At 72.8% G+C, this 19407-nt stretch carries 20 protein-coding genes; 11 read left to right on the top strand and 9 right to left on the bottom strand.

Annotated elements, in window-relative coordinates:
* Window positions 1-205: 205 nt before the first annotated feature.
* Both dnaB and ASF37_RS06065 read left to right on the top strand, forming a co-directional pair.
* Window positions 206-1603 carry a replicative DNA helicase gene (gene dnaB, locus ASF37_RS06070; protein WP_200931213.1) on the top strand — a complete coding sequence of 466 codons (1398 nt, stop codon included), beginning with the start codon at window positions 206-208 and terminating at the stop codon, window positions 1601-1603.
* 1 nt (window position 1604) lies between these two features.
* Window positions 1605-1988: a hypothetical protein gene (locus tag ASF37_RS06065; RefSeq protein WP_056579513.1), complete on the top strand. Its 384-nt coding sequence runs from the start codon at window positions 1605-1607 to the stop codon at window positions 1986-1988.
* Here ASF37_RS06065 and ASF37_RS06060 read toward each other — a convergent pair.
* Window positions 1975-3438, bottom strand: a complete 1464-nt coding sequence (locus tag ASF37_RS06060; RefSeq protein ID WP_056579510.1) for an MFS transporter — start codon at window positions 3436-3438, stop codon at window positions 1975-1977. The two genes, ASF37_RS06065 and ASF37_RS06060, sit on opposite strands and share 14 nt — an antisense overlap.
* 317 nt (window positions 3439-3755) lie before the next feature.
* Here ASF37_RS06060 and erm point away from each other — a divergent pair, with 317 nt between their 5' ends.
* On the top strand, window positions 3756-4529 hold the full coding sequence (gene erm / locus ASF37_RS06055) for a 23S ribosomal RNA methyltransferase Erm (RefSeq protein WP_056579507.1): 774 nt from the start codon (window positions 3756-3758) through the stop codon (window positions 4527-4529).
* Here the strand turns inward: erm and ASF37_RS06050 are convergent.
* Together ASF37_RS06050 and ASF37_RS06045 are read right to left on the bottom strand one after the other, a co-directional pair.
* Complete coding sequence (locus ASF37_RS06050) at window positions 4526-5728, bottom strand: MFS transporter (protein ID WP_162239943.1); 1203 nt, start codon at window positions 5726-5728, stop codon at window positions 4526-4528. The two genes, erm and ASF37_RS06050, sit on opposite strands and share 4 nt — an antisense overlap.
* A 49-nt stretch (window positions 5729-5777) precedes the next feature.
* Window positions 5778-6437, bottom strand: coding sequence for an FMN-dependent NADH-azoreductase (locus ASF37_RS06045; protein WP_056579503.1), 660 nt, complete (start codon window positions 6435-6437; stop codon window positions 5778-5780).
* Between the two features lie 110 nt (window positions 6438-6547).
* On the opposite strand from ASF37_RS06045, the gene ASF37_RS06040 reads away from it, so the two are divergent.
* Together ASF37_RS06040 and ASF37_RS06035 are read left to right on the top strand one after the other, a co-directional pair.
* The gene (locus ASF37_RS06040; protein WP_055962339.1) at window positions 6548-7039 is read left to right on the top strand and encodes a MarR family winged helix-turn-helix transcriptional regulator; all 492 of its coding nucleotides are present in this window, start codon (window positions 6548-6550) and stop codon (window positions 7037-7039) included.
* Between the two features lie 18 nt (window positions 7040-7057).
* The gene (locus ASF37_RS06035; protein WP_056579501.1) at window positions 7058-7666 is read left to right on the top strand and encodes a 4'-phosphopantetheinyl transferase superfamily protein; all 609 of its coding nucleotides are present in this window, start codon (window positions 7058-7060) and stop codon (window positions 7664-7666) included.
* Here ASF37_RS06035 and ASF37_RS06030 read toward each other — a convergent pair.
* Window positions 7608-9071: a hypothetical protein gene (locus ASF37_RS06030; RefSeq protein ID WP_056579499.1), complete on the bottom strand. Its 1464-nt coding sequence runs from the start codon at window positions 9069-9071 to the stop codon at window positions 7608-7610. The two genes, ASF37_RS06035 and ASF37_RS06030, sit on opposite strands and share 59 nt — an antisense overlap.
* Before the next feature lie 75 nt (window positions 9072-9146).
* Here ASF37_RS06030 and ASF37_RS06025 point away from each other — a divergent pair, with 75 nt between their 5' ends.
* The 4 genes from ASF37_RS06025 to ASF37_RS06010 all read left to right on the top strand — a co-directional run bounded on the left by ASF37_RS06025 (window position 9147) and on the right by ASF37_RS06010 (window position 13146).
* Window positions 9147-9821, top strand: a complete 675-nt coding sequence (locus ASF37_RS06025) for a DedA family protein (RefSeq protein ID WP_235493078.1) — start codon at window positions 9147-9149, stop codon at window positions 9819-9821.
* Window positions 9822-9823: 2 nt separating this feature from the next.
* On the top strand, window positions 9824-10723 hold the full coding sequence (locus tag ASF37_RS06020; RefSeq protein WP_055962330.1) for an ABC transporter substrate-binding protein: 900 nt from the start codon (window positions 9824-9826) through the stop codon (window positions 10721-10723).
* Between the two features lie 236 nt (window positions 10724-10959).
* Window positions 10960-12414 (top strand): NAD-dependent succinate-semialdehyde dehydrogenase, encoded by a 1455-nt coding sequence (locus ASF37_RS06015; RefSeq protein ID WP_056579497.1) that lies wholly within the window; start codon window positions 10960-10962, stop codon window positions 12412-12414.
* Between the two features lie 201 nt (window positions 12415-12615).
* Entirely contained in the window at window positions 12616-13146 is a 531-nt protein-coding gene (locus tag ASF37_RS06010) for a hypothetical protein (RefSeq protein WP_162239942.1), read from the top strand.
* A gap of 37 nt (window positions 13147-13183) precedes the next feature.
* On the opposite strand, the gene ASF37_RS06005 is transcribed toward ASF37_RS06010, so the two are convergent.
* A complete protein-coding gene (locus ASF37_RS06005; protein WP_056579493.1) occupies window positions 13184-15145 on the bottom strand; it encodes an ABC transporter ATP-binding protein in 1962 nt (653 codons plus the stop codon).
* Complete coding sequence (locus tag ASF37_RS06000) at window positions 15145-15447, bottom strand: YbaY family lipoprotein (RefSeq protein WP_055962318.1); 303 nt, start codon at window positions 15445-15447, stop codon at window positions 15145-15147. Before ASF37_RS06000 ends, ASF37_RS06005 begins: the two co-directional genes overlap by 1 nt.
* Window positions 15448-15520: 73 nt before the next feature.
* Between ASF37_RS06000 and ASF37_RS05995 the strand changes: the two genes are divergently transcribed.
* Window positions 15521-16492, top strand: a complete 972-nt coding sequence (locus ASF37_RS05995) for an NAD-dependent epimerase/dehydratase family protein (protein WP_056579491.1) — start codon at window positions 15521-15523, stop codon at window positions 16490-16492.
* 21 nt (window positions 16493-16513) lie between these two features.
* On the opposite strand, the gene ASF37_RS05990 is transcribed toward ASF37_RS05995, so the two are convergent.
* Both ASF37_RS05990 and ASF37_RS05985 read right to left on the bottom strand, forming a co-directional pair.
* Window positions 16514-17365 carry an SDR family oxidoreductase gene (locus tag ASF37_RS05990; RefSeq protein ID WP_056579489.1) on the bottom strand — a complete coding sequence of 284 codons (852 nt, stop codon included), beginning with the start codon at window positions 17363-17365 and terminating at the stop codon, window positions 16514-16516.
* A gap of 43 nt (window positions 17366-17408) precedes the next feature.
* Window positions 17409-18299 (bottom strand): phosphotransferase, encoded by an 891-nt coding sequence (locus ASF37_RS05985; protein WP_056579487.1) that lies wholly within the window; start codon window positions 18297-18299, stop codon window positions 17409-17411.
* A gap of 58 nt (window positions 18300-18357) precedes the next feature.
* Between ASF37_RS05985 and ASF37_RS05980 the strand changes: the two genes are divergently transcribed.
* Entirely contained in the window at window positions 18358-18861 is a 504-nt protein-coding gene (locus ASF37_RS05980) for a GNAT family N-acetyltransferase (RefSeq protein ID WP_056579485.1), read from the top strand.
* A 16-nt stretch (window positions 18862-18877) separates the two neighbouring features.
* Here ASF37_RS05980 and ASF37_RS05975 read toward each other — a convergent pair whose 3' ends face one another.
* Window positions 18878-19225: a hypothetical protein gene (locus tag ASF37_RS05975; RefSeq protein ID WP_056556947.1), complete on the bottom strand. Its 348-nt coding sequence runs from the start codon at window positions 19223-19225 to the stop codon at window positions 18878-18880.
* Window positions 19226-19407: the final 182 nt, after the last annotated feature.

The raw sequence follows: 19407 nt of genomic DNA, 5'->3' as shown, positions 1-19407 counted from the left end.
TGTCCCCAGCCGTTGTGCAGCGCGCGCTTTGATCCGACCCCGTCGGGCACCTAGTCTGACGCGTCGGCAGACGTGCCGAGGGAGGGACCCGCCCGGCCGGTGAGGCTGTGCGCCATCACCAGGGGCGGCGGTGTCCGAGGTCCGACCTACCGTGGGGTGGGCGAAGAGAGGAAGGATGCCGGTGACTGTCGCCGATCTGCACGCGATGGGGCCTGAGCCCGACGACGTCCCCGCCGGACGCGTCCCGCCGCAGGACCTCCCGGCCGAGCAGAGCGTCCTGGGCGCCATGCTGCTCAGCAAGATGGCGATCGACCCGGCGGCCGACCTCCTCGAGGGCCGCGACTTCTACCGCCCCGCCCACGAGGCCATCTTCGAGACGATCGTCGACCTCGCCCAGCGCGGCGAGCCCGCCGACGCCATCACGGTCTCCGCCGAGCTGCAGCGCCGCGGCGACCTCACCCGCGTGGGCGGCGCCCCGTACCTGCACACGCTCGTGGCCGGCGTGCCCATCGCCTCCAACGTCGACTACTACGCCGAGATCGTCCGCGAGAAGGCCATCCTGCGCCGCCTCATCGAGGTCGGCCAGAAGATCGCCGGCCTCGGCTGGGCCGAGACCGGCGAGATCGCCGAGATCGTCGACCGCGCCCAGGCCGAGGTGCTCGACGTCGACGGCAGCAGCGGCACCGACGACTACCGGGTCATCTCCGAGCTGATGGCGCAGACCATCCAGGAGATCGACGACATCCAGAGCCGCGACGGCGACATGGCCGGCCTGGAGTCGGGGTTCCCCGACCTCGACAAGCTCACCACCGGCTTCCGTGGCGGCCAGATGATCGTCGTCGCCGCCCGGCCCGGCGTCGGCAAGAGCACCCTCGGGCTCGACTTCTGCCGCGCCGCCTCCATCAAGAACAACGTCCCGTCGGCCATCTTCAGCCTGGAGATGTCGGGCGCCGAGATCGCCATGCGTCTGCTCTCGGCCGAGGCCAAGGTCGCCATCCACCACATGCGGGGCGGCGGCATGACCGACCGCGACTGGGACTCGGTCAGCCGGGTCATGCCGCGGGTGCAGGGTGCGCCGATCACCATCGACGACTCGCCCAACATGACGATGCCCGAGATCCGGTCGAAGGCCCGGCGCATCCAGAAGGCGGCCGACGGCAAGCTGGGGCTCATCGTCATCGACTACCTGCAGCTCATGACCTCGGGCAAGAAGGTCGAGAACCGCCAGGTCGAGGTCTCGGAGTTCAGCCGCCAGATCAAGCTGCTGGCCAAGGAGATCAACGTCCCGGTGATCGCCATCAGCCAGCTGAACCGTGGCTCGGAGCAGCGCACCGACAAGACCCCGCAGATCTCCGACCTGCGCGAGTCCGGCTCGATCGAGCAGGACGCCGACATGGTCTTCCTCATCAACCGGCCCGACGCCACGAGCGCGGGCGAGTCCGAGCGGCCCGGCGAGGCCGACATCATCGTGGCCAAGAACCGTTCCGGACCGACCAACAAGGTCGCCGTCAGCTTCCAGGGCCACTACTCGCGCTTCACCCCCATGGCTCGCGACGCCGAGCCGTCGCCCGGTGCTGCCGCAGGCGAGTTCTACGGCGGCTGACGTGACGGCCCCGACAGGTGTCGCGGAGCTGGCCGGCGCGCTGCGTCGAGCCTGGGGGCCGGACACCTGCGCCCCGGAGGACCGGTCGGCGTGGCACCCGGGCAACCCCGCGCGGGGGCAGTGCATCACCACGGTCCTGGTGGTCCACGACCACCTGGGCGGAGAGCTGGTCAGGGGCGAGGTGCACGTCGACGGCGAGCGCGTCGACTTCCACTGGTGGAATCGTCTGCCCGACGGCTCGGAGGTCGACCTCACGCGCAAGCAGTTCGCGCCCCACGAGATCGTCTCCGGTGGCACCACGGTCGCGCGCTCGGCCGATCCCGGGCGGGTGGCGCCTCAGTACGCCGTGCTCGTGCAGCGGCTGGCCGAGCTCAGCGTGACGTGACGGGCACGGCGGCCGGCGACGCGTCGGCCGGCTCGTCGGCGAGGTCGGTGGAGTCCTCGACCGCCTCCTGGTCGACGGCGCGGATGTCGGGGATGCGGAGCGAGGCCAGGGCGGCCACGAACATCGCACCGGCGAGCACCAGGAAGCCGACGGTGTAGCCGCGTTCGAGCGGGAACCCGCCGACGCCTGTGCTGCTCGTCACGATGGCCGCCATGACGGCGGACCCGATGGATCCGCCGATGGTGCGGATGTTGGCGTTCATGCCGCTCGCCACCCCGGTCTGGTGCGCCGGGACCGACGCGATCACGACGTTGGCCAGGCTCGAGAACACCAGACCACCACCGATGCCCTGCACGGTGATCGCCGCGTAGAGCTGCCAGGTCTGGTCGTGGAACAGGGCGATGGACGCGAAGGCGAGGCCGTTGAGCAGCGTGCCGGTGAGGATCACGGTCCTGGCGCCGAGGCGGGCGACGAGCTGGGCCGTGACGAACCCGACGAGGAACGACGCGAGCGCCGACGGTGCGATGAGCCGACCCGACTCGGTGGTCGTGGCCCCGAAGCCGTACCCGGCCTCGGTGGGGGTCTGCAGCAGCTGCGGAAGGAAGCCGAAGGCCGCGAACATGCCGAAGCCGACGCCGGCCGCGACCAGGTTGGCGGTCCAGACACCACGCCGCCGCATCATCGCCATGTCGATGAGCGGCACGTCGGCGCGCAGCTCGACCACGATCCAGACGACGAGCAGGACCACGGCCAGCGCCGGGAGGACGAGCACGGGCCACGACGTCCAGCCCCACACGTTCCCCTGGCTGACCGGCAGCAGCAGGCAGACGAGCCAGGCGGCGAGCAGCACGGCCGGCGTCGCCGGGATGCCACCGGGGGTGAGGACCGGCGACTCCGGCACGAGGAACGCCGCCCCGAGCGCCGCGATCGCGGTCGCGATCATCGGCAGCCAGAACAGCCAGGCGTAGCCGAGCACCTCGACGATCGGGCCGCCGAGCACGATGCCGACGCCGAAGCCCACGGCGGCCAGGGAGGCGATGATGCTGAGGGCGCGCCCGCGGCGCTGGTCGTCGAACTCGTCGCGGATGATGCCGAACGAGAGCGGCAGCACGCCGCCGCCGAGTCCCTGCACCACGCGGGCCACGAGCAGCCAGCCGATGCTGGGCGCGAGCGCCGCCATGAGCGAGCCGATCGCCAGCGCCACGAGGACGATGACCATCATCCGCTTCTTGCCGTACGCGTCGCCGATGCGGCCGAGCAGCGGCGTGCAGACCGACGCGGACAGCAGGTAGGCGGTGAGCACCCACGTGCTGGTGCTCTGGGTGGTGTCGAAGTGGTCCTGGATCAGCGGCAGGACCGGGATGATGAGCGACTGCAGGAGCGTGAACGACGCGACGGCGAGGGTGAGGACGGTGAACGTGACGAGCTGACGTCGGCGCGGCGCCGTCACGGGCGGGTCCTCCGGGTCTTCAGGTGGCGTCGGGAGTGGTTGCGGATCGCAACCCTGCGAGGCTACCGGGCGCGTGGTGACCGGTGCAGGGCGACGGGGCGCGGGGTGAGAGGGCACCGGGCGCCAGGGCGGCGACAGCAGCCCGATCGGCGGGTCTGGCACCATGGTCGCCATGGGAACCCTGATCGGTGCGGCCATGGTGGCCGCCACCCGCACGGTCCGCGAGCGCCGCGCCTGACGGCGCCGCTGCTCGACACCGTCGCACGTACGCGCCGCCGCAAGCGTCCTGACCCGACGACGCCACGGAGCGTTCACGCATGCCCACTCACCGTTCCCAGCACGGTGGCCGAGCCGAGCTCGGCCAGAACGACCTGCACGACCCTCGCACCGTCGAGGCGATCATCCGACTCGTGCGCCGCACCCGCGGGCCGATCCTCGAGATCGGCGCCGGACGCGGTGCCCTGACCCGTCCCCTCGCCGACCTCGGTCGGCCCCTCACCGCCGTGGAGCTCGACGAGCACCGGGTCGCCGCGCTCCGTCGGGAGCTGCCGGGCGTGGAGGTGGTGCACGCCGACGCCACGCAGCACCGGTTCGGACCCCGCAGCCGCGTGGTGGTCGGCAACCTGCCCTTCCACCGCACCACCCCGTTGCTGCGAAAGGTCCTGGCAGCACCCGTCTGGACCGATGCGGTCCTGCTCGTGCAGTGGGAGGTCGCTCGCAAGCGGGCCGGTGTGGGTGGGTCGACCATGATGACCGCCCAGACGGCCCCGTGGTTCACCTTCGCGCTGCACGACCGCGTCCCGGCCGCTGCGTTCCGTCCACGCCCGAGCGTCGACGGTGGGCTGCTGTTGGTGCGTCGCCGACCGGAGCCGCTGGTCCCCCCGGCGGACCAGCGGCGCTACGCCGAGCTGGTGCGACGCGTGTTCACCGGCCGTGGCCGCGGGCTCGCCGAGGTGCTGGCGCGCGCCACGTCGACACCGGTCGCGACGACCCGACGGTGGTGCGTCGGTGCCGGGGTGGACCCGAGGGGGCTCCCGCGCGACGTCAGCCCCGAGCAGTGGGCCACGTTGTGGCGGTCGGCGTCGGGCTAGGTGGGGTCGGTGGGAGACGGGTCGGGGGAGGTCTGGTCGGCCGGTCGTCGCGCCGCGGGATCGGCCCGGCCGAAGGAGCGCGCCAGCAGGAGGATCGGTGCCACCAGCACCAGCGGCACGACGAAGGCCCAGCGCAGACCACCGCCCTCGGCCACCGCTCCGATCAGACCGCCGCCGAGGATCGCCCCCACGTAGTTGGCGATGTTCATCCGGGCGATCGCCGCGTCGGCGGCCTCGGGCGGCACGGCGGCACCGAGCGCGGCGAAGCCGAGCGGCGCGACGACCGCGAGCCCGAGACCGACCACGAAGAAGGCGACCACCGCGGCCACCGCCGACGGTGCGACGAGCACGGCGACGTAGCCGACCAGTCCGAGCGCCGTCCCGGCGGCGACCACCGAGGCCGCGCCCGCGCGACGCACCAGGTGGTCGCCGCAGAGACGGGAGACCAGGGCGCCCGCCTGGTAGGCGGCGTAGCCGAGCGGGACGAGCCCGGCCGAGGCGTCCATCGCGTCCTCCAGGTACACGCTGCTCCACGTCCCCGTGCCGGTGTCGGCGGCGTAGAACAGGCAGATGACCAGGCCGAACAGCAGCACCGGCCGCCACGGCACGCGGACCGTCGCGGCCGCGACGAGGTCCTCGACGTGGCTGCCCGGAGCGTCGACGACCAGGTCGCGACGCACGACCAGCGCGGCTGCGACGACGAGGACCGCCGCCACCGTCAGGTTCGCGGCGACCGACACGTCGAGTCGCGAGGCCAGGGCCGCGTAGCCGGCGCCCACGATGCCGCCGATGCTCCAGCAGGCGTGGAACCCCGTCATCATGCTGCGGCCGCGCAGCCCCTCCACGCGGACCCCTTGCATGTTCATCGTGGCGTCCACCCCGCCCAGAGCGATCCCGTAGACCACGAACCCCGCGAGCAGCAGCGGGTGGCTGGGCGCCCAGCCGATGGCCGCAGCACCCACGCCGATGGCCACGAGCGACGTGGTGAGCGCCGCGGCACTGGACCGTCGCGTCGCGAGGATCCCGGCGAGCACGCTGCCGAGGCCGGCGATCGCCGCGACGACGACGAGGATCAGCGTCACGTCCGCCTCGTCGAGGCCGAACCGGTCCTGCTGGCGGGGCGTCTGGGTGACGATCGCGGCGAAGGTGAAGCCCTGGAGCAGGAATCCAGTGCTGACGGCGACGCGAGATCGGTCCACGAGCGTCAGCGTAGGACCGGGCGGGGGTCGCCCGGTCCCGTTCGCAGGGTCAGGCCGCCGACCGGAGCTTCAGCGTCACCGAGCGGCCGCTCGCGCGAGCGGCTTCGTGCGACTCGGCCAGCTGCTCGCGGGCGAGGTCGCGGAGCTCGGCCATCTGGGGCGTCACCTCGGCGAGCGTCAGCTCGGTCTCGATGACGTCGAGGTCGAGGCCCCACACGTCCTCGAGGATGCGGCGCAGGTAGGCCGTCGCGTGGTCCCAGCCGGCGCGGGGGGTTCCCTCGCCGTAGCCGCCACCCTTCGCGACGACGAGGAAGGCGGGCTTGCCCTTCACCGTCTCGGTGCCGGGCGCGAAGCGCGGGTCGGAGATGACGGTGTCGATCCAGAGCTTGAGGTGGGCCGAGACGCCGAAGTTGTAGAGCGGTGTGGCGATGATCAGGACGTCCGCCTCGACGACCTCGTCGGCGAGCTGCGCGGCCTGCGCCTTGGCCGCGCGCTGCTCGGGCGTCCACGACTCCTCGGGCACGAAGCCCGCGAACGCGGAGGTGGCCCAGAGCGAGCCGTCGAGGGGCTGCGTGCCGACGTCGCGTCGGGTGACGGTGACCCCGTCGCGCTCGGCCTCGACGATGGCGGCCTCGAGGGTGTCGGCGACGGCGCGGCTCGTCGAGCCCTCGACGCGGATGCTGGAGTCCAGCCGGAAGATGGTGGTCATGGGGTGCTCCTGAAGTCGGACGAAATCGTCTGTCGTACAGATCATATACATAGACGATGATCGGCAATCGTGATGATCGTCACGGACGCAGGTCGCGCTACGATGGGGTCATGACCGAGACCCCTGCCCTCGCACGGGAACCCGCCGCCGCGCGGGTCGACCTCGGCCAGGCTCTCGGCGCGGTGCTGCGGCGCTACCTCGACGCGGCCCACGACGCCGTGGCCGAGCTACCCGGTGGACCGCGGGGGTTCCAGGTGCTGTCGCTCGCCGGTCAGGGGGAGTGCAGCAACCAGGCCACGCTCGCCGCGAGCCTGGGCATCGACCGCACCGTCATGACCTACCTGGTCGACGACCTCGAGCGCGCCGGCCTGGTGGAGCGCCGGCCGGACCCCGCTGACCGGCGAGCCCGTCAGGTCGTGCTGCGGTCGGACGGCGAGACGGTCCTGCGCGAGACGACCGATCGCATCCAGGAGGTCGAGCGCAGCGTGCTGGCCGGCCTGTCCGCCGACGAGGCCGACGTCTTCAGGTCGCTGCTGGCGCGTGTCGCGGCCGACGCACCCGCGGACCACTCGCTCTGCTCGGCCGACCCGCCGGCGTGCTGAGCGCCCTACGCTGACGCCGTGCGCGTCGATCTCTGGTGGGCCACGGTCGCCCCCGGCGAGCGGCGCCCCGGTCAGCCGCTGCTGGAGCACGCGGCGGCCGAGCGTCTCGGCCGCGCCGACGTGGAGGTCGTGCGGACGTGCCCCGGGTGCGGCTCGAGCGGCCACGGGCAGCCGGTCGTCACCGACGAGCCCGCCCTCGGCCTGTCACTGGCGCACGCCGGTGGGCTCGCCCTCGTCGCGGTCGTGCAAGGAGCCCGGGTCGGGGTCGACCTGGAGCCGCTCGACACCGACGTCGAGCACCTGGCCGACGTCGCCCTCGGACCGCACGACGTCCCTGCGTCGACGTCGGTGGCACTGCTGCGCACGTGGACCCGCAAGGAGGCCGTGCTGAAGGCGGTCGGGGTGGGGCTCGCCGCGGACCCGTCCCAGCTGGCGGTGTCCGCGGCTCACGACCCTGCGGAGCTCGTCTCGTGGTCGGTCGTCGACGTCGCCGACCCGCGGCCGGTCCACCTGGTCGACCTCGGTCCCGCGCACGGGGTGCCCGCGGGCGTGGTGGCCTCCCTGGCCGTCACTGGTACGTCACGAGGTCCGGACGTGGTCGTACGTTCCAGGTCTGCCGGGCCGTGAGCATCGGCTCGTCCTCGTCGTGGAAGTTCTTCCAGCCCCAGTGCACGCCGTCGGGTGCGCCGCGGCGGATGGTCGCCCAGGTGCCCTTCTTCGCGGCCGGGGTGCCCTGACCGTCGACGTGGATGACGGTGGCCAGCTCCGGGTGGGTGGTCACGACCTTGGCGCGGTCCTTGATCATCGACGTCGAGAACTGGTGCAGCACGAAGAGCTTCTGCGGCAGCCGCTGCTCGCGGGTCAGCCTCGAGAGCCATGCGGAGACGCGGTTGACCTCGGCCGCCTTCACGGACCCGATCTGGCGCAGGTGCTTCTGGCCCTTCTTCAGCCGCCACTCCGGGTCGAGCGCCAGGCCCACGTGCGGCCGGAGCAGCAGCGACCGGTAGCGCTTCGCCTGGGTCAGGAAGTCGGTCCGACCCGGCTGCAGGTCGATCACCACGTACTGCCCGGCCTTCTCGGCGGCGCGCACGAGCGGCAGCAGGTCCTTCACGTCGGCCTCGGCGGAGTAGTCGCCGTCCTTGCCCTTCGATGCCGACGCGACGGTCGCGATGATCTCGAGCGCGGGCACGATCTTCGCCTTCGTCTGCGCGCGGTACCGGTCGGCGACCCGTTCGGCACGCTTCACGGTGGCACCCACCCCCTGCTCGCCGAGGAGGCCGAGCGACGGGGTCCCCGGGTGGCCGTAGAGCGCGACGACGTGCCGACCGGGGAAGGCGAGCAGCCCGCCACCGGGCTGCTCCAGGTTCCGCCGGACGGCCATCACCTGGTACCCGAGCCCGTGGCGGAACGGGCGTCCGAGGCCGATCACCGCCGCCTTCGGCCGGTCGCGGAGGGCCGCCACCACGTCGGGGGCGGAGCGCGGGTCGGCGTCGGGTGCGCGCAGCACGGTGGCCCCGGCCGTCCGCGCCGTCGTGACGGCGGCGCGGTTGGGACCCGGTGCGCGGGTGAGCACGACGACGTCGCGTGGCTCGACGTCCGCGCGGGGGAGGTCGTCCACGGCCGCGTCGACCGCGGCGCGTGTGGGCTCGACCTCCTGGAGCCCGGCGACGTCGGGAGCGGTGCCGATGCCGAGCACGGTGCGCGCGCCCAGGCGCTCGATCTCGGCCGGCACGGCAGGTCCGGGCAGCAGCATCGGCACGCCCAGGCGCCGCGCGGCCCGTTCGGCGAGCTGCTGGACCTCCGGGTCCGGTGACGAGAGGACCACCACCTCGGACCTGTCGAACAGGCGGCGACTCACCCCGAGGGCTGCGCTGTCCGGGGTCGGGACGTCGATGACGTCGACGCCCTTCGCGGGCGAGCGCGTGACCACCGGACCGTCCTCGGCGCCGGCGGACCGTCCACCGGTGCAGCCACCGGCCACGAGAGCCACCACGACGAGGGCAGCCGTCAGGGTCGCGCCCACGGATCGCATGCTCCGACCGTAACGACGCCGTCGGCGCAGGAAGGCGACCGGGGCGGGTGGGCCGACGCAGGTACCCTCGGCACCGTGATCAGCGCCCTGTCGACCGCACTCGTGCAGTCCGCCACCTCCACGGGTCCCGACAGCGGCCTCGCCGGCTGGACCGTCGACCTGATGGACCGGCTCGGGCTGGTGGGTGCGGCCATCGCCGTGGGGGCCGACAACCTGTTCCCACCGATCCCGAGCGAGATCATCCTGCCCCTGGCCGGCTTCGCCGCCGCGCAGGGCACGTTCTCCCTGGCCGGTGCGTTGTTCGCGACGACGGCAGGGTCGGTCATCGGTGCCGCGATCCTCTACTGGTTGGGTCGCGGCTACGGACGCGACCGCACCGTGTGGGTGTTCGAGAAGGTCCCGCTGCTCAAGGTCAGCGACCTCGAGCGCACCGAGGCCTGGTTCGCGAGGCACGGGACGAAGGCGATCTTCTTCGGCCGGATGGTGCCGATCTTCCGCAGCCTGATCTCGTTGCCGGCGGGCGTGGAGAAGATGCCGTTCGCGCTGTTCCTCCTGCTCACGACGGCCGGCAGCCTGATCTGGAACAGCATCTTCGTCATCGCCGGCTACCGGCTGGGCGAGAACTGGGAGCAGGTGGAGCCCTACGCCGACACGTTCCAGAAGGTCGTCATCCTCGGCGTGCTGCTCGTCATCGCGGTCTTCGTCGTGGTGCGGGTCCGTCAGCTGCCGCGCTTCCACCGGGAGCGCTGACCGTGGGCGACGTCGTGGCCGTCTCGCGGATCGCGTCGCTGCTGCCGTCGGCCACCGAGATCGTCTACGCCCTCGGCCTCGACGACCGGCTCGCGGCCGTGACCTTCGAGTGCGACGAGCCGGCCCGGGCGCGGCTGGACCACCGGGTGGTGGTGACCGGCGCCGACACGAGCGGCTGGACGCCCGGTGAGATCGACGCGTACGTCCGGGAACGTCGAGCCGCCGGTGTGGACCTGTACACCCTCGACGAGGGAGCACTGGCCGACGTCGAGCCCGACCTGGTGCTCACCCAGGACCTGTGTCGCGTGTGCGCGCTGCCGACCGACCGGGTCGACGAGGCGCTGGCGCACCTGGGCTGCAGCGCCGACGTGCTGACGCTCGACCCGCACACCCTCGAGGACGTGCTGGCCTCGGTGGAGCGGGTCGCCGCTGCGGCGGGTGTGCCCGGTCGCGGGCGCGACGTCGTGGCCGGACTGCGTGAGCGGCTCGCTGCGGTCGCCGCCGCGGCGCAGGGCCGGCCACGGCCGAGGGTGGCCGTGGTCGAGTGGGTGGACCCGCTGTTCACGGGTGGCCACTGGATCCCCGACCAGGTGGCGGCTGCCGGCGGCGAGCCGGTGGGCATGCACCCGGGGACCCCGTCCGGCCCGTCGGCGTGGGACGGCCTGCGGGCGGAGCGGCCCGACGTCGTCCTCGTGGCGCCGTGCGGCTACGGGCTCGACGGCGCGGCCGAGCAGGCCGCGGTGGTGGTGCGGGAGCTGCCCGACGCCCAGGTGTGGGCGATCGACGGCAACGCCGTGGTGGTGCGACCGGGTCCTCGGCTGGTCGACGGGGTCGAGGCGATGGCCTCGGTGCTTCACCCGGACGTCGTCGAGCCCTCGCTGCACGTGCGGCGGGTGCCGTAGCGCGGTCCCGGTCCTGCGGCGCGTTTCGCCCAACGGTCCAGGTAGGTGGCGCGCGGATACGGGCGTCGTATCCGCGCGCCACCTACCGCCGGGGGCTCCGGTAGCGCGGGCCATCTACCGCCCGCCTCCCAGCTGTCGAGGTCGAGGACGGCGTGCTCGCCTGCCGCGGTGACGCGCCGTTCGGCGATCGACCGGTGAGGAGGTGCGCGCGAGGGCAGCAGGTCTAGCCTCGAACCATGACCTCCTCAGCCCTCCCCGACGTCCCCACCCAGCTGTTCATCGGCGGTTCCTGGCGCGACGCGAGCGGCGGCTCGACGTTCGCGGTGGAGAACCCCGCCGACGGCTCCACGCTCGTGCAGGTCGCGGACGCCACGGTCGACGACGGCAAGGCCGCGATCGACGCCGCCGTGGCCGCGCAGGCGGGCTGGGCGAAGGTGCCGCCGCGCGACCGCGGCGAGATCCTGCGCTCCGCCTTCGAGACGGTCACGGCTCGCGCCGACGAGCTGGCCACGATCATGACCCTCGAGATGGGCAAGCCGCTCAGCGAGAGCAAGGCCGAGATCACGTACGGCGCGGAGTTCCTGCGCTGGTTCTCCGAGGAGGCGGTGCGCATCTCGGGCCGCTACTCGGTGGCCCCCAACGGCGCCACGCGTCTGCTCACGCTGAAGCAGCCGGTGGGCCCGTGCCTGATGATCACGCCCTGGAACTTCCCGCTCGCGATGGGCACCCGCAAGATCGCGCCGGCCATCGCCGCCGGCTGCACGATGGTGGTCAAGCCCGCGGGCCTCACGCCGCTCACCATGCTGTGGCTCGCCAAGGTGCTCGAGGAGTCGGGCGTGCCCGAGGGCGTGCTCAACGTCGTCACCACGAAGAGCACCGGCGAGGTGATGGAGCCGATCATCCGCGACCCGCGTCTGCGCAAGCTCACGTTCACCGGCTCCACCGAGGTCGGCCGGTCGCTGGTCGAGCAGAGCGCCGAGGGCCTGCTCCGCGTCTCGATGGAGCTCGGCGGCAACGCCCCGTTCCTGGTGTTCGGCGACGCCGACGTCGACGCGGCCGTCGAGGGCGCGATGCTCGCCAAGATGCGCAACATCGGCGAGGCGTGCACCGCCGCCAACCGGTTCATCGTCCACGCCGACGTCGCCGAGGAGTTCTCCACCAAGCTCGCGGACAAGATGGCCGCGCTCAAGGTCGGCGACGGCCTCGAGGACGACGTCAAGGTCGGCCCCCTCGTCGAGGAGAAGCAGCGCGACAAGGTGGCCGAGCTCGTCGACGACGCCGTGGAGAAGGGCGCCACCGTGCTCACCGGAGGCCAGGTGCCCGACGGTCAGGGGTGGTTCTACCCGCCGACGGTCCTCACCGACGTCCCGCTCTCGGCGAAGGTCACCACCGAGGAGATCTTCGGCCCGGTCGCCCCGATCTTCACCTTCACCGACGACGACGAGGGCATCCGCATGGCCAACGACACCGAGTACGGCCTCGTCGCCTACGCCTTCACCACCGACTACGCCCGCGCGGTCCGCGTGTACGAGGGCCTGGAGACCGGCATGGTCGGCGTCAACCAGGGCATCGTCTCCAACCCCGCCGCCCCGTTCGGCGGCGTGAAGGCCTCCGGCTTCGGCCGCGAGGGCGGCGCCGAGGGCATCGAGGAGTACCTCGAGACGAAGTACGTGGGGCTCGGCGGTCTCTGAGCCACGTCGTCGCCATCGTAGGATTCACCGACGGTGCGACGAGGTCTCGGGGGAACGATGACGAAGGTCATGGGCTGGATCGCCACTGGGGCGTGCATCGCCGGCCTCGTCGCCGGCTGTGGTCCGTCCCCATCGGCCGAGTCGGACGCGCCGTCCTCGACGACGCCATCGACCCCCTCGGCCCTCGATCCGTGCAACCTGTTGTCGACTGACGAGTGGTCGGCGCTCGGCGGCGAGCCGCTCGACTACAACGCGGGGACCCAGAACAACGCGTGGGGGACCTCGGCATGCTCGTACGCCGACGCGACGCGCCTGCAGGCGGAGACGATCGCATCGGTGATGGCGGTCCCCGCGAGGGAGTGGCTCGAACGGATCCCCGAGGTGCTCGCGCTCTCCGGTGCCGACCCGGAGGAGGTGGAGAGCATCGCCTCCGCCCGCCAGCTCGTGGGCATCGAGGAGGGTGAGGTCCCTGACGCCGAGGCCGCCTGCGACGTCTGGAAGGTCTCGAGGGCGGGAGCCATCCGTGCCGAGGACGGTCGGTACGTCGAGCAGCGCCGGCTCGACGACGAGGTCGCCCTGGTGCGCGTCGAGTCGTGCGCCGACGACGTCGTCTCGCAGGTCGAGCTGAGCTCACCCGAGGCGATGTCCGACCAGGCCCTCGAGCGTGCCGGGTCAGCGATCGAGCGGGTGGAGCGGAAGGCCCGAGCCGCTCTCCGGGACGGTCGTCTCTGACGGTGAGGAGCCAGCTCCCGTCGGTGGGGAGCGTCGGTCAGACGCTGACGTCGGCCCGGCGGTCGTCGGGACGCTGCGGCCCCCGGCCGGACTGGAACTGCTCGACGTAGAGCCGGGCGTACAGCCCGCCGGCGCTCAGCAGCTCGTCGTGGGTGCCCTGCTCGACGAGGACGCCGTCCTCGATGCCGAAGATGACGTCGGCGTCGTGGATGGTGGAGAGCCGGTGCGCGATGGCGATGGTGGTGCGGTTGGCGCGGGCCCGCTCCAGGGCCTGCTGCACGAGCCGCTCGGTCTCGGTGTCGAGCGCCGACGTGGCCTCGTCGAGGATGAGGATGCGGGGGTCGGCGAGGAGCACGCGGGCGATCGCGAGCCGCTGCTTCTCACCGCCGGACAGCCGGTAGCCGCGCTCGCCGGTGATCGTCTCGTAGCCCTCGGCGAAGCTGAGGATGCGGTCGTGGATGTTCGCGTCGCGGGCCGCCTGCTCGATCTCGGCGGCGGTGGCGTCGGGACGGGCGTAGGCGAGGTTGTCTCGGATCGTGCCGTGGAACAGGTACGGCTCCTGCGTGACCATGCCGACGGCGCCGGTCACCGAGTCCAGGGTCAGGTCGCGCACGTCGTGGCCGTCGATCAGCACGGCACCGCGGGTGACGTCGTAGAACCGCGGCACCAGGTAGGTGGCAGTGGTCTTGCCCGACCCCGACGGCCCGACGATGGCCGCGAGCTGGCCGGGTCGGATCCGCAGCGACACGTCGCGCAGCGCCCACGTGTCGTCGACGGACGGCGCCGTCGACCCGTCGGGACGGGAGATCCGCACCGTCGACTCACCGAACCGGTCACCTCCGCGGCCACCGGTGAGGGACCTCGGCTCCGGGTAGCGGAACCAGACGTCACGGAGCTCGACGTCGCCGCGCACCGCGGGCAGCGCCACGGCGCCGGGCTTCTCCTTCACGGCGGGCTCGAGGTCGAGGTACTCGAAGATGCGACGGAACAGCGCGAGCGAGGTCTGCACGTCGAGCGTGACGCGCATGAGCTGCAGCAGCGGCATCTGCAGCCGGGCCTGCAGCGTGGTGAACGCGACGAGCGTGCCGGCCGTCAGCGCCTCCGACCCTCCCGGCAGCCCGCCGGTGATCATCAGCCCGGCGAGCAGGTAGATGAGCGCGGGCGTGATGGCGAAGAACGTCTGGACCGTCGCGAAGAACGTGCGGCCGGTCATCGCCTGCGCCACCTGGAGGCGCGCCTGCACCCGGTTCGCCTCGCGGTACCGCTCGGTCTCGGACTCGCCGCGCCCGAACACCTTCGACAGCAGGATGCCCGAGACGCTCAGCGACTCCTCGGTGATCGCGGTCATCTCCGACAGCGACTCCTGCGTGCGTCGCGCCAGCTTCTGGCGGCGTCGGCCGACGCGCAGCTGGATGGCGATGAACGCCGGCATGAGGATCAGCGTCAGGACGGTCAGCTGCCACGAGAGCAGCACCATCGACACGACGGCCGCGATCACGGTGACGGTGTTCTGCAGGATCGTCGTGGCGGTGTCGGTGAGCACCGTGCGCACGCCCGCGACGTCGTTGGCCAGCCGTGACTGGATCGCACCGGTCTTCGTGGCCGTGAAGAACGCCAGCTCCATCGTCTGCAGGTGCGCGAACAGCTGGCTGCGCAGGTCGGCCATGGCCGAGTTCCCGATCGTGGCGGTCAGCCAGTTCTGGCCCACCGAGATGAGCGCGGTCACGACCGGGATGAGGCACATGAACGCGACGAGCTTGCCGAGCAGGCCGAGGTCGGCCGCGCTGCCGTCGGTCGGGAACAGGGCGTCGTCGAAGACCGCCCGGGTGAGGAACGGGATCACCGACGTGAGTGCGGCGGCGGCGACCACCGCCACGCACACGAGCACGAGCTGACCACGGTAGGGGCGCAGGAGCGACGCGATGCGGCCGAGCACGGGTGCATCGGCCGCGGCGATCTCCTCCTTCGTCAGGTGGGTGACCTGTGCGCCCCGCGGCATCAGGCGTCGACCCGCGACAACATCAGCTCCTCGCGGACGGAGACCAGCTCGGGCGTGCCCCACACGCCGACCTCGGTGCGCAGCATGGCCCACAGGCGCACGGCGTCGGGGTCGGGCACGAGCGCGGGGTCGGCGGAGAGCTCGAACGGGGTCGGTCCGTCGGTGGCCTTCACGGCGACGGCGGCCAGCACCTCGCCGTCGGGCGAGACGAGCTTGACCGAGAGGACTCCACCGCCGGGCAGGGCGATCTTCTCGCGGATCGCAGCGGTTCCGGTCACGGAGAGGACGTCGAGGGAGCTCATGCACCGAGCCTAGGCCTTTGGCCCTGGGTGAACATCCCTGGCGCCGGGCGGCCCCGGCGTGGTCGGGTGGGGCATGGAACGGTGGCTGGTCCTCGGCGGCACGGCGTGGCTCGGACGCGAGATCGCGCGTGAGGCGCTCGCGCGGGGCCACGAGGTGACCTGTCTGGCGCGTGGCGAGAGCGGCAGTGTGGTCGAGGGTGCGCAGTGGGTGCGGGCCGACCGCGACGACGCCGACGCGTACGACGACGTCGAGGGCCCGTGGGACGCGGTGGTCGACGTCGCCCGTCAGCCGGGCCACGTGCGGTCGGCGCTCGCCGCGCTCGGTGCCGACGCGCGGCGCTGGACCTTCGTCTCGACCGGCAACGTCTACGCCGATCCCGCCCTCCCGATGCACGAGGACGACCCGCTCCGCCCTCCCGCGGTCGGGGACACGGTCGACCCCGACCAGTACGGGGAGGGCAAGGTCGCGTGCGAGCAGGCGGTACGCGCCCACCCCGGAGCGCTGGTGCTGCGAGTCGGCCTGATCGCCGGACCGGGCGACCCGTCGGACCGCTTCGGCTACTGGTCCGCGCGCCTCGGCTCGGCCGGTGAGGACGACGTGCTCGTGCCCGACCCGCCCGACGGTCGGTGCCAGGTGGTCGACGTGCGCGACGCCGCCGCCTTCGCCGTCGACGCCACGGGGCGCTCGGTCACGGGCGTGCTCAACCTGGCTGGGGAGTCGTTGCCGCTGGGCGACGCGCTCGTGCGTATCGCCGCTGCGGTGGGCCACCGGGGCCGGCTCGTGCCGGTGCACCCGGCGCGTCTCGAGGAGCTCGGCGTGCAGCCGTGGGCGGGTGAGCGGTCCCTGCCGCTGTGGCTCCCGGAGGAGGACGGCGGCATGGTCCGCATGGACACGAGCCACGCCGGGCACGCCGGTCTGCGTCGTCGTTCCCTCGAGGAGACCGCCGTCGACACCCTCGCCGACGAGCGGGCCCGCGGCATCGACCGGCCGCGGAGGGCCGGCCTCACCCGCGCCGAGGAGCGGGAGCTGCTCGCGCTCCTCTAGCTCCCGTCCCTCAGGCCATCGCTAGTGCGCTGCGGCGGCGACCGCGTCGGCGAACGACGTCGCCGGGCGACCCAGCAGACGCTCGACGTCGCCGCTCACGGCAGCGAGCTCACCGTCGCGGATCGCCGTGTAGGTGCTGATCCACGCGTCGAGCTGCCAGTCGGGCGCGCCGTAGTGGGCGCGGCTGGCGCGGGCCTCGTCGAGGGTCTCGTCCTCGAAGCGGTGCGGACGTCCGGTCACCTGCGTGAGCGCGGCAGCCACCTCGTCGAGCGTGAGGGCGTCGGGACCGGTCAGGTCGTAGGCACGGCCCGCGTGGGTCGCCGGGTCCTGCAGCACGTGCGCGGCCACGGCGGCGACGTCGCGCTGGGACACCGCGGCCACCCGGCCGGCGCCGGCAGGTCCTCGGATCACGCCGTCGGCGTCGGCGAAGTGGGTGAACACCTCCGCGTAGAAGTTGTCGCGCAGGAACGTCCAGCCGAGGTCGGACTCGCGCAGCAGGTCCTCGGTGGCGCCGTGGTCGCGGCCCAGCGTGAAGGTGCTGTCGGCGGACGCCCCGACGAACGACGTGTAGACCACGTGCCCGACGCCGGTGTCCTGTGCGGCCTCGATGACGGACCGGTGCTCGTCGACCCGAGCGTCGCTCTCGTGGGCCGACACGAAGAAGAGCGTGTCCACGCCGGCGAGCGCCTCACGCAGGTTCGGTCCGTCGGAGTAGCTGCACTCCCACAGGCTGAACCCGAGGTCGGGGGCGCGGCTCGGGTCGCGCACGAGAAGCCGCACGTCGGCACCGTCGGTCGACGCCGCGTCGGCGAGGTGGCGTGCGGTGAGCCCACCGAGGGTGCCGGTGGCTCCGGTGACGGCGATGGTGGTCATGCCCTGCTCAACGAGCGGCGAGCGTGGCCTGTTCCCAGCGGTGTCAGTCGACGGCGACCGTCGCGAGCCGCTCGAGCGCCGACGTCAGCAGCGCGTCGAGCCGGGTGTCACGTGCGTAGGACGCGACCGCGGCGGCCGAGAACGCGGCCATCGTGCGCGCCCGCAGGACGGTGTCGTCGTCCACGTCGCCGTACTCGGCCCAGAACGCCGCGCGGTGCTGGGGCGCGAGGGCGCTGAACACGAAGGCGAGGTCGACGCCGGGGTGCGCCACGCACAGGTCGCCCCAGTCGATCACGCCGCACGCCTGGCCGGCGTCGTCGACGAGGACGTGCCTGGCGTAGAGGTCGCCGTGGCTGGTGACCACCTGGTCCGGCGCCGGTGGTGCGCCGTCCGCGCGCTCGAGCAGGGCGTCGAGCGCGGTGTCGTCGCGCCAGACCTCGGCGGACCGCAGGTCCGTGAGCATGACCCGGGTGCGTGCGGCGCGGTCGACGGCGTCGGCCCGCCCCATGGGGTCGACCGGGAGCGTCGGGTCGAGCGGCACGTCGTGCAGGGCCCGCACGAAGCGGCCGAGTGCGCCGGCGACGGACTCGACGTCGGCGTGCGGGGTCACGGCGAGCTCGGTCCCGGGCAGCACCTCGGCGCCCCAGAACGGCCACGGCGGCTCGCCGTAGGTGCCGTGGTGGCGGGGGATCGGGATCGGCAGCGGCAGCAGCGGTGCCAGAAGCGGAAGGTGGAGCGCCTCCCGCTCCACCCCGGGCAGCGCGATCGAGCGTCGTGGGAAGCGGAACAGCCACGTGTGGTCGACGGCGACGATCGAGTTGTCCCACCCCGCCGCGACCTGGCGGACGTCGTCCCCGGCGAGTCCCAGCTCGCGCACGGCAGCGGTGGCCTCGGCGACGGTGATCTCGCGCTCAGGACGCCACGGGTGGGTCATCGCGTCAGTATCCACCCGTTACGGGTGCACGGGCCGGTGGACGTGGCACGATCGCGCCGTGAACGCCGAGCCCGTCGTCCGTCCTGCCACGATCGACGACGACGCCGAGCTGCTCGAGATCGACCACGTCACGTGGAGCCCGAGGTGGTCGCCCGGCAGCCCGCCGGACCGGGAGCGGGACCCCGCGTTCTTCCGTGAGCAGCACGGCGGGCCCGAGGGCTTCCTGGTGGCTGAGCTCGACGGCGTCGTCGTCGGCTACGTCGCCCTGCATCCTGCCGGCCACCTGGCGAGCCACTCCCACGTGCGGATCATCGACGGACTGGGCGTGCTGCCGGCTGCGCAGGGTCGCGGTGTGGGCGAGGCCCTCGTGCGCGCCGCCGTCGAGCGGGCCCGCGCCGAGGGTGCGGCCAAGGTGACGCTGCGCGTCCTGGACACCAACCCGACCGCGCGCCGTCTCTACGAGCGGTGCGGGTTCGCCGTCGAGGGCGTGCTGGTCGGCGAGTTCGTCATCGAGGGCTCACCCGTGGACGACGTGTGGATGGCCCTCCACCTCGACAGCTGAGACGGATTGACCGGTCTCAGATGGTCTGGGCGACGACGTCGAGCTCGAGTGGCACGGCGCAGGCGCTCGAGCCGGCGCTGATCCACAGGCCCACGGTGCGGGCGGCGTCGGGCTCGCTGGGCATCCACTCAGCGATCCACGCGGCGACGGCGCGGTCGGCGGCGCCGGGCCACACCCGGTGCACGGTCACGCGCGCCGGGGTGTCGAGCTCGGGCAGCGCGACGTCGGGCTCGATCTCCACGACCACCTGTCCGTAGACGTCGGACGGAAGCATCGCGAGCACCGACTGCAGGACCACCAGGTCGTCGGCACAGCCGGCCAGCAGCACGTGCTGCAGCGGGGTGCGACGGCGGTGGGACCTCATGAGGTGAGTATAGGCTTACCTGCCTCGTGTGAGGCAAGGGTGGCCTATGTCACTTCGATTCACGGCGCCGGACTCGTGGGGTCGGGCCGGGGTCGGGGCTGCGTCGCCCCGGCTGGTGCTCGGGTCGGGTCTGCGCTGCCGCGGCTGGTGCTGGGTGCGGTCTCCGACAGGGCCTCGACCGG

It is taken from the genome of Aeromicrobium sp. Leaf289 (assembly GCF_001423335.1).
GTDB lineage: Bacteria > Actinomycetota > Actinomycetes > Propionibacteriales > Nocardioidaceae > Aeromicrobium.
This window is presented reverse-complemented; position numbering and strand designations above follow the sequence as displayed.

Coding starts and splice junctions, on each gene's coding strand:
- dnaB (WP_200931213.1), top strand. CDS start 206: ATGGGGCCTGAGCCCGACGACGTCCCCGCCGGACGCGTCCCGCCGCAG.
- erm (WP_056579507.1), top strand. CDS start 3,756: ATGCCCACTCACCGTTCCCAGCACGGTGGCCGAGCCGAGCTCGGCCAG.
- ASF37_RS06045 (WP_056579503.1), bottom strand. CDS start 6,437: ATGACCACCATCTTCCGGCTGGACTCCAGCATCCGCGTCGAGGGCTCG.
- ASF37_RS06040 (WP_055962339.1), top strand. CDS start 6,548: ATGACCGAGACCCCTGCCCTCGCACGGGAACCCGCCGCCGCGCGGGTC.
- ASF37_RS06030 (WP_056579499.1), bottom strand. CDS start 9,071: ATGCGATCCGTGGGCGCGACCCTGACGGCTGCCCTCGTCGTGGTGGCT.
- ASF37_RS06015 (WP_056579497.1), top strand. CDS start 10,960: ATGACCTCCTCAGCCCTCCCCGACGTCCCCACCCAGCTGTTCATCGGC.
- ASF37_RS06005 (WP_056579493.1), bottom strand. CDS start 15,145: ATGCCGCGGGGCGCACAGGTCACCCACCTGACGAAGGAGGAGATCGCC.
- ASF37_RS06000 (WP_055962318.1), bottom strand. CDS start 15,447: ATGAGCTCCCTCGACGTCCTCTCCGTGACCGGAACCGCTGCGATCCGC.
- ASF37_RS05995 (WP_056579491.1), top strand. CDS start 15,521: ATGGAACGGTGGCTGGTCCTCGGCGGCACGGCGTGGCTCGGACGCGAG.
- ASF37_RS05990 (WP_056579489.1), bottom strand. CDS start 17,365: ATGACCACCATCGCCGTCACCGGAGCCACCGGCACCCTCGGTGGGCTC.
- ASF37_RS05985 (WP_056579487.1), bottom strand. CDS start 18,299: ATGACCCACCCGTGGCGTCCTGAGCGCGAGATCACCGTCGCCGAGGCC.
- ASF37_RS05975 (WP_056556947.1), bottom strand. CDS start 19,225: ATGAGGTCCCACCGCCGTCGCACCCCGCTGCAGCACGTGCTGCTGGCC.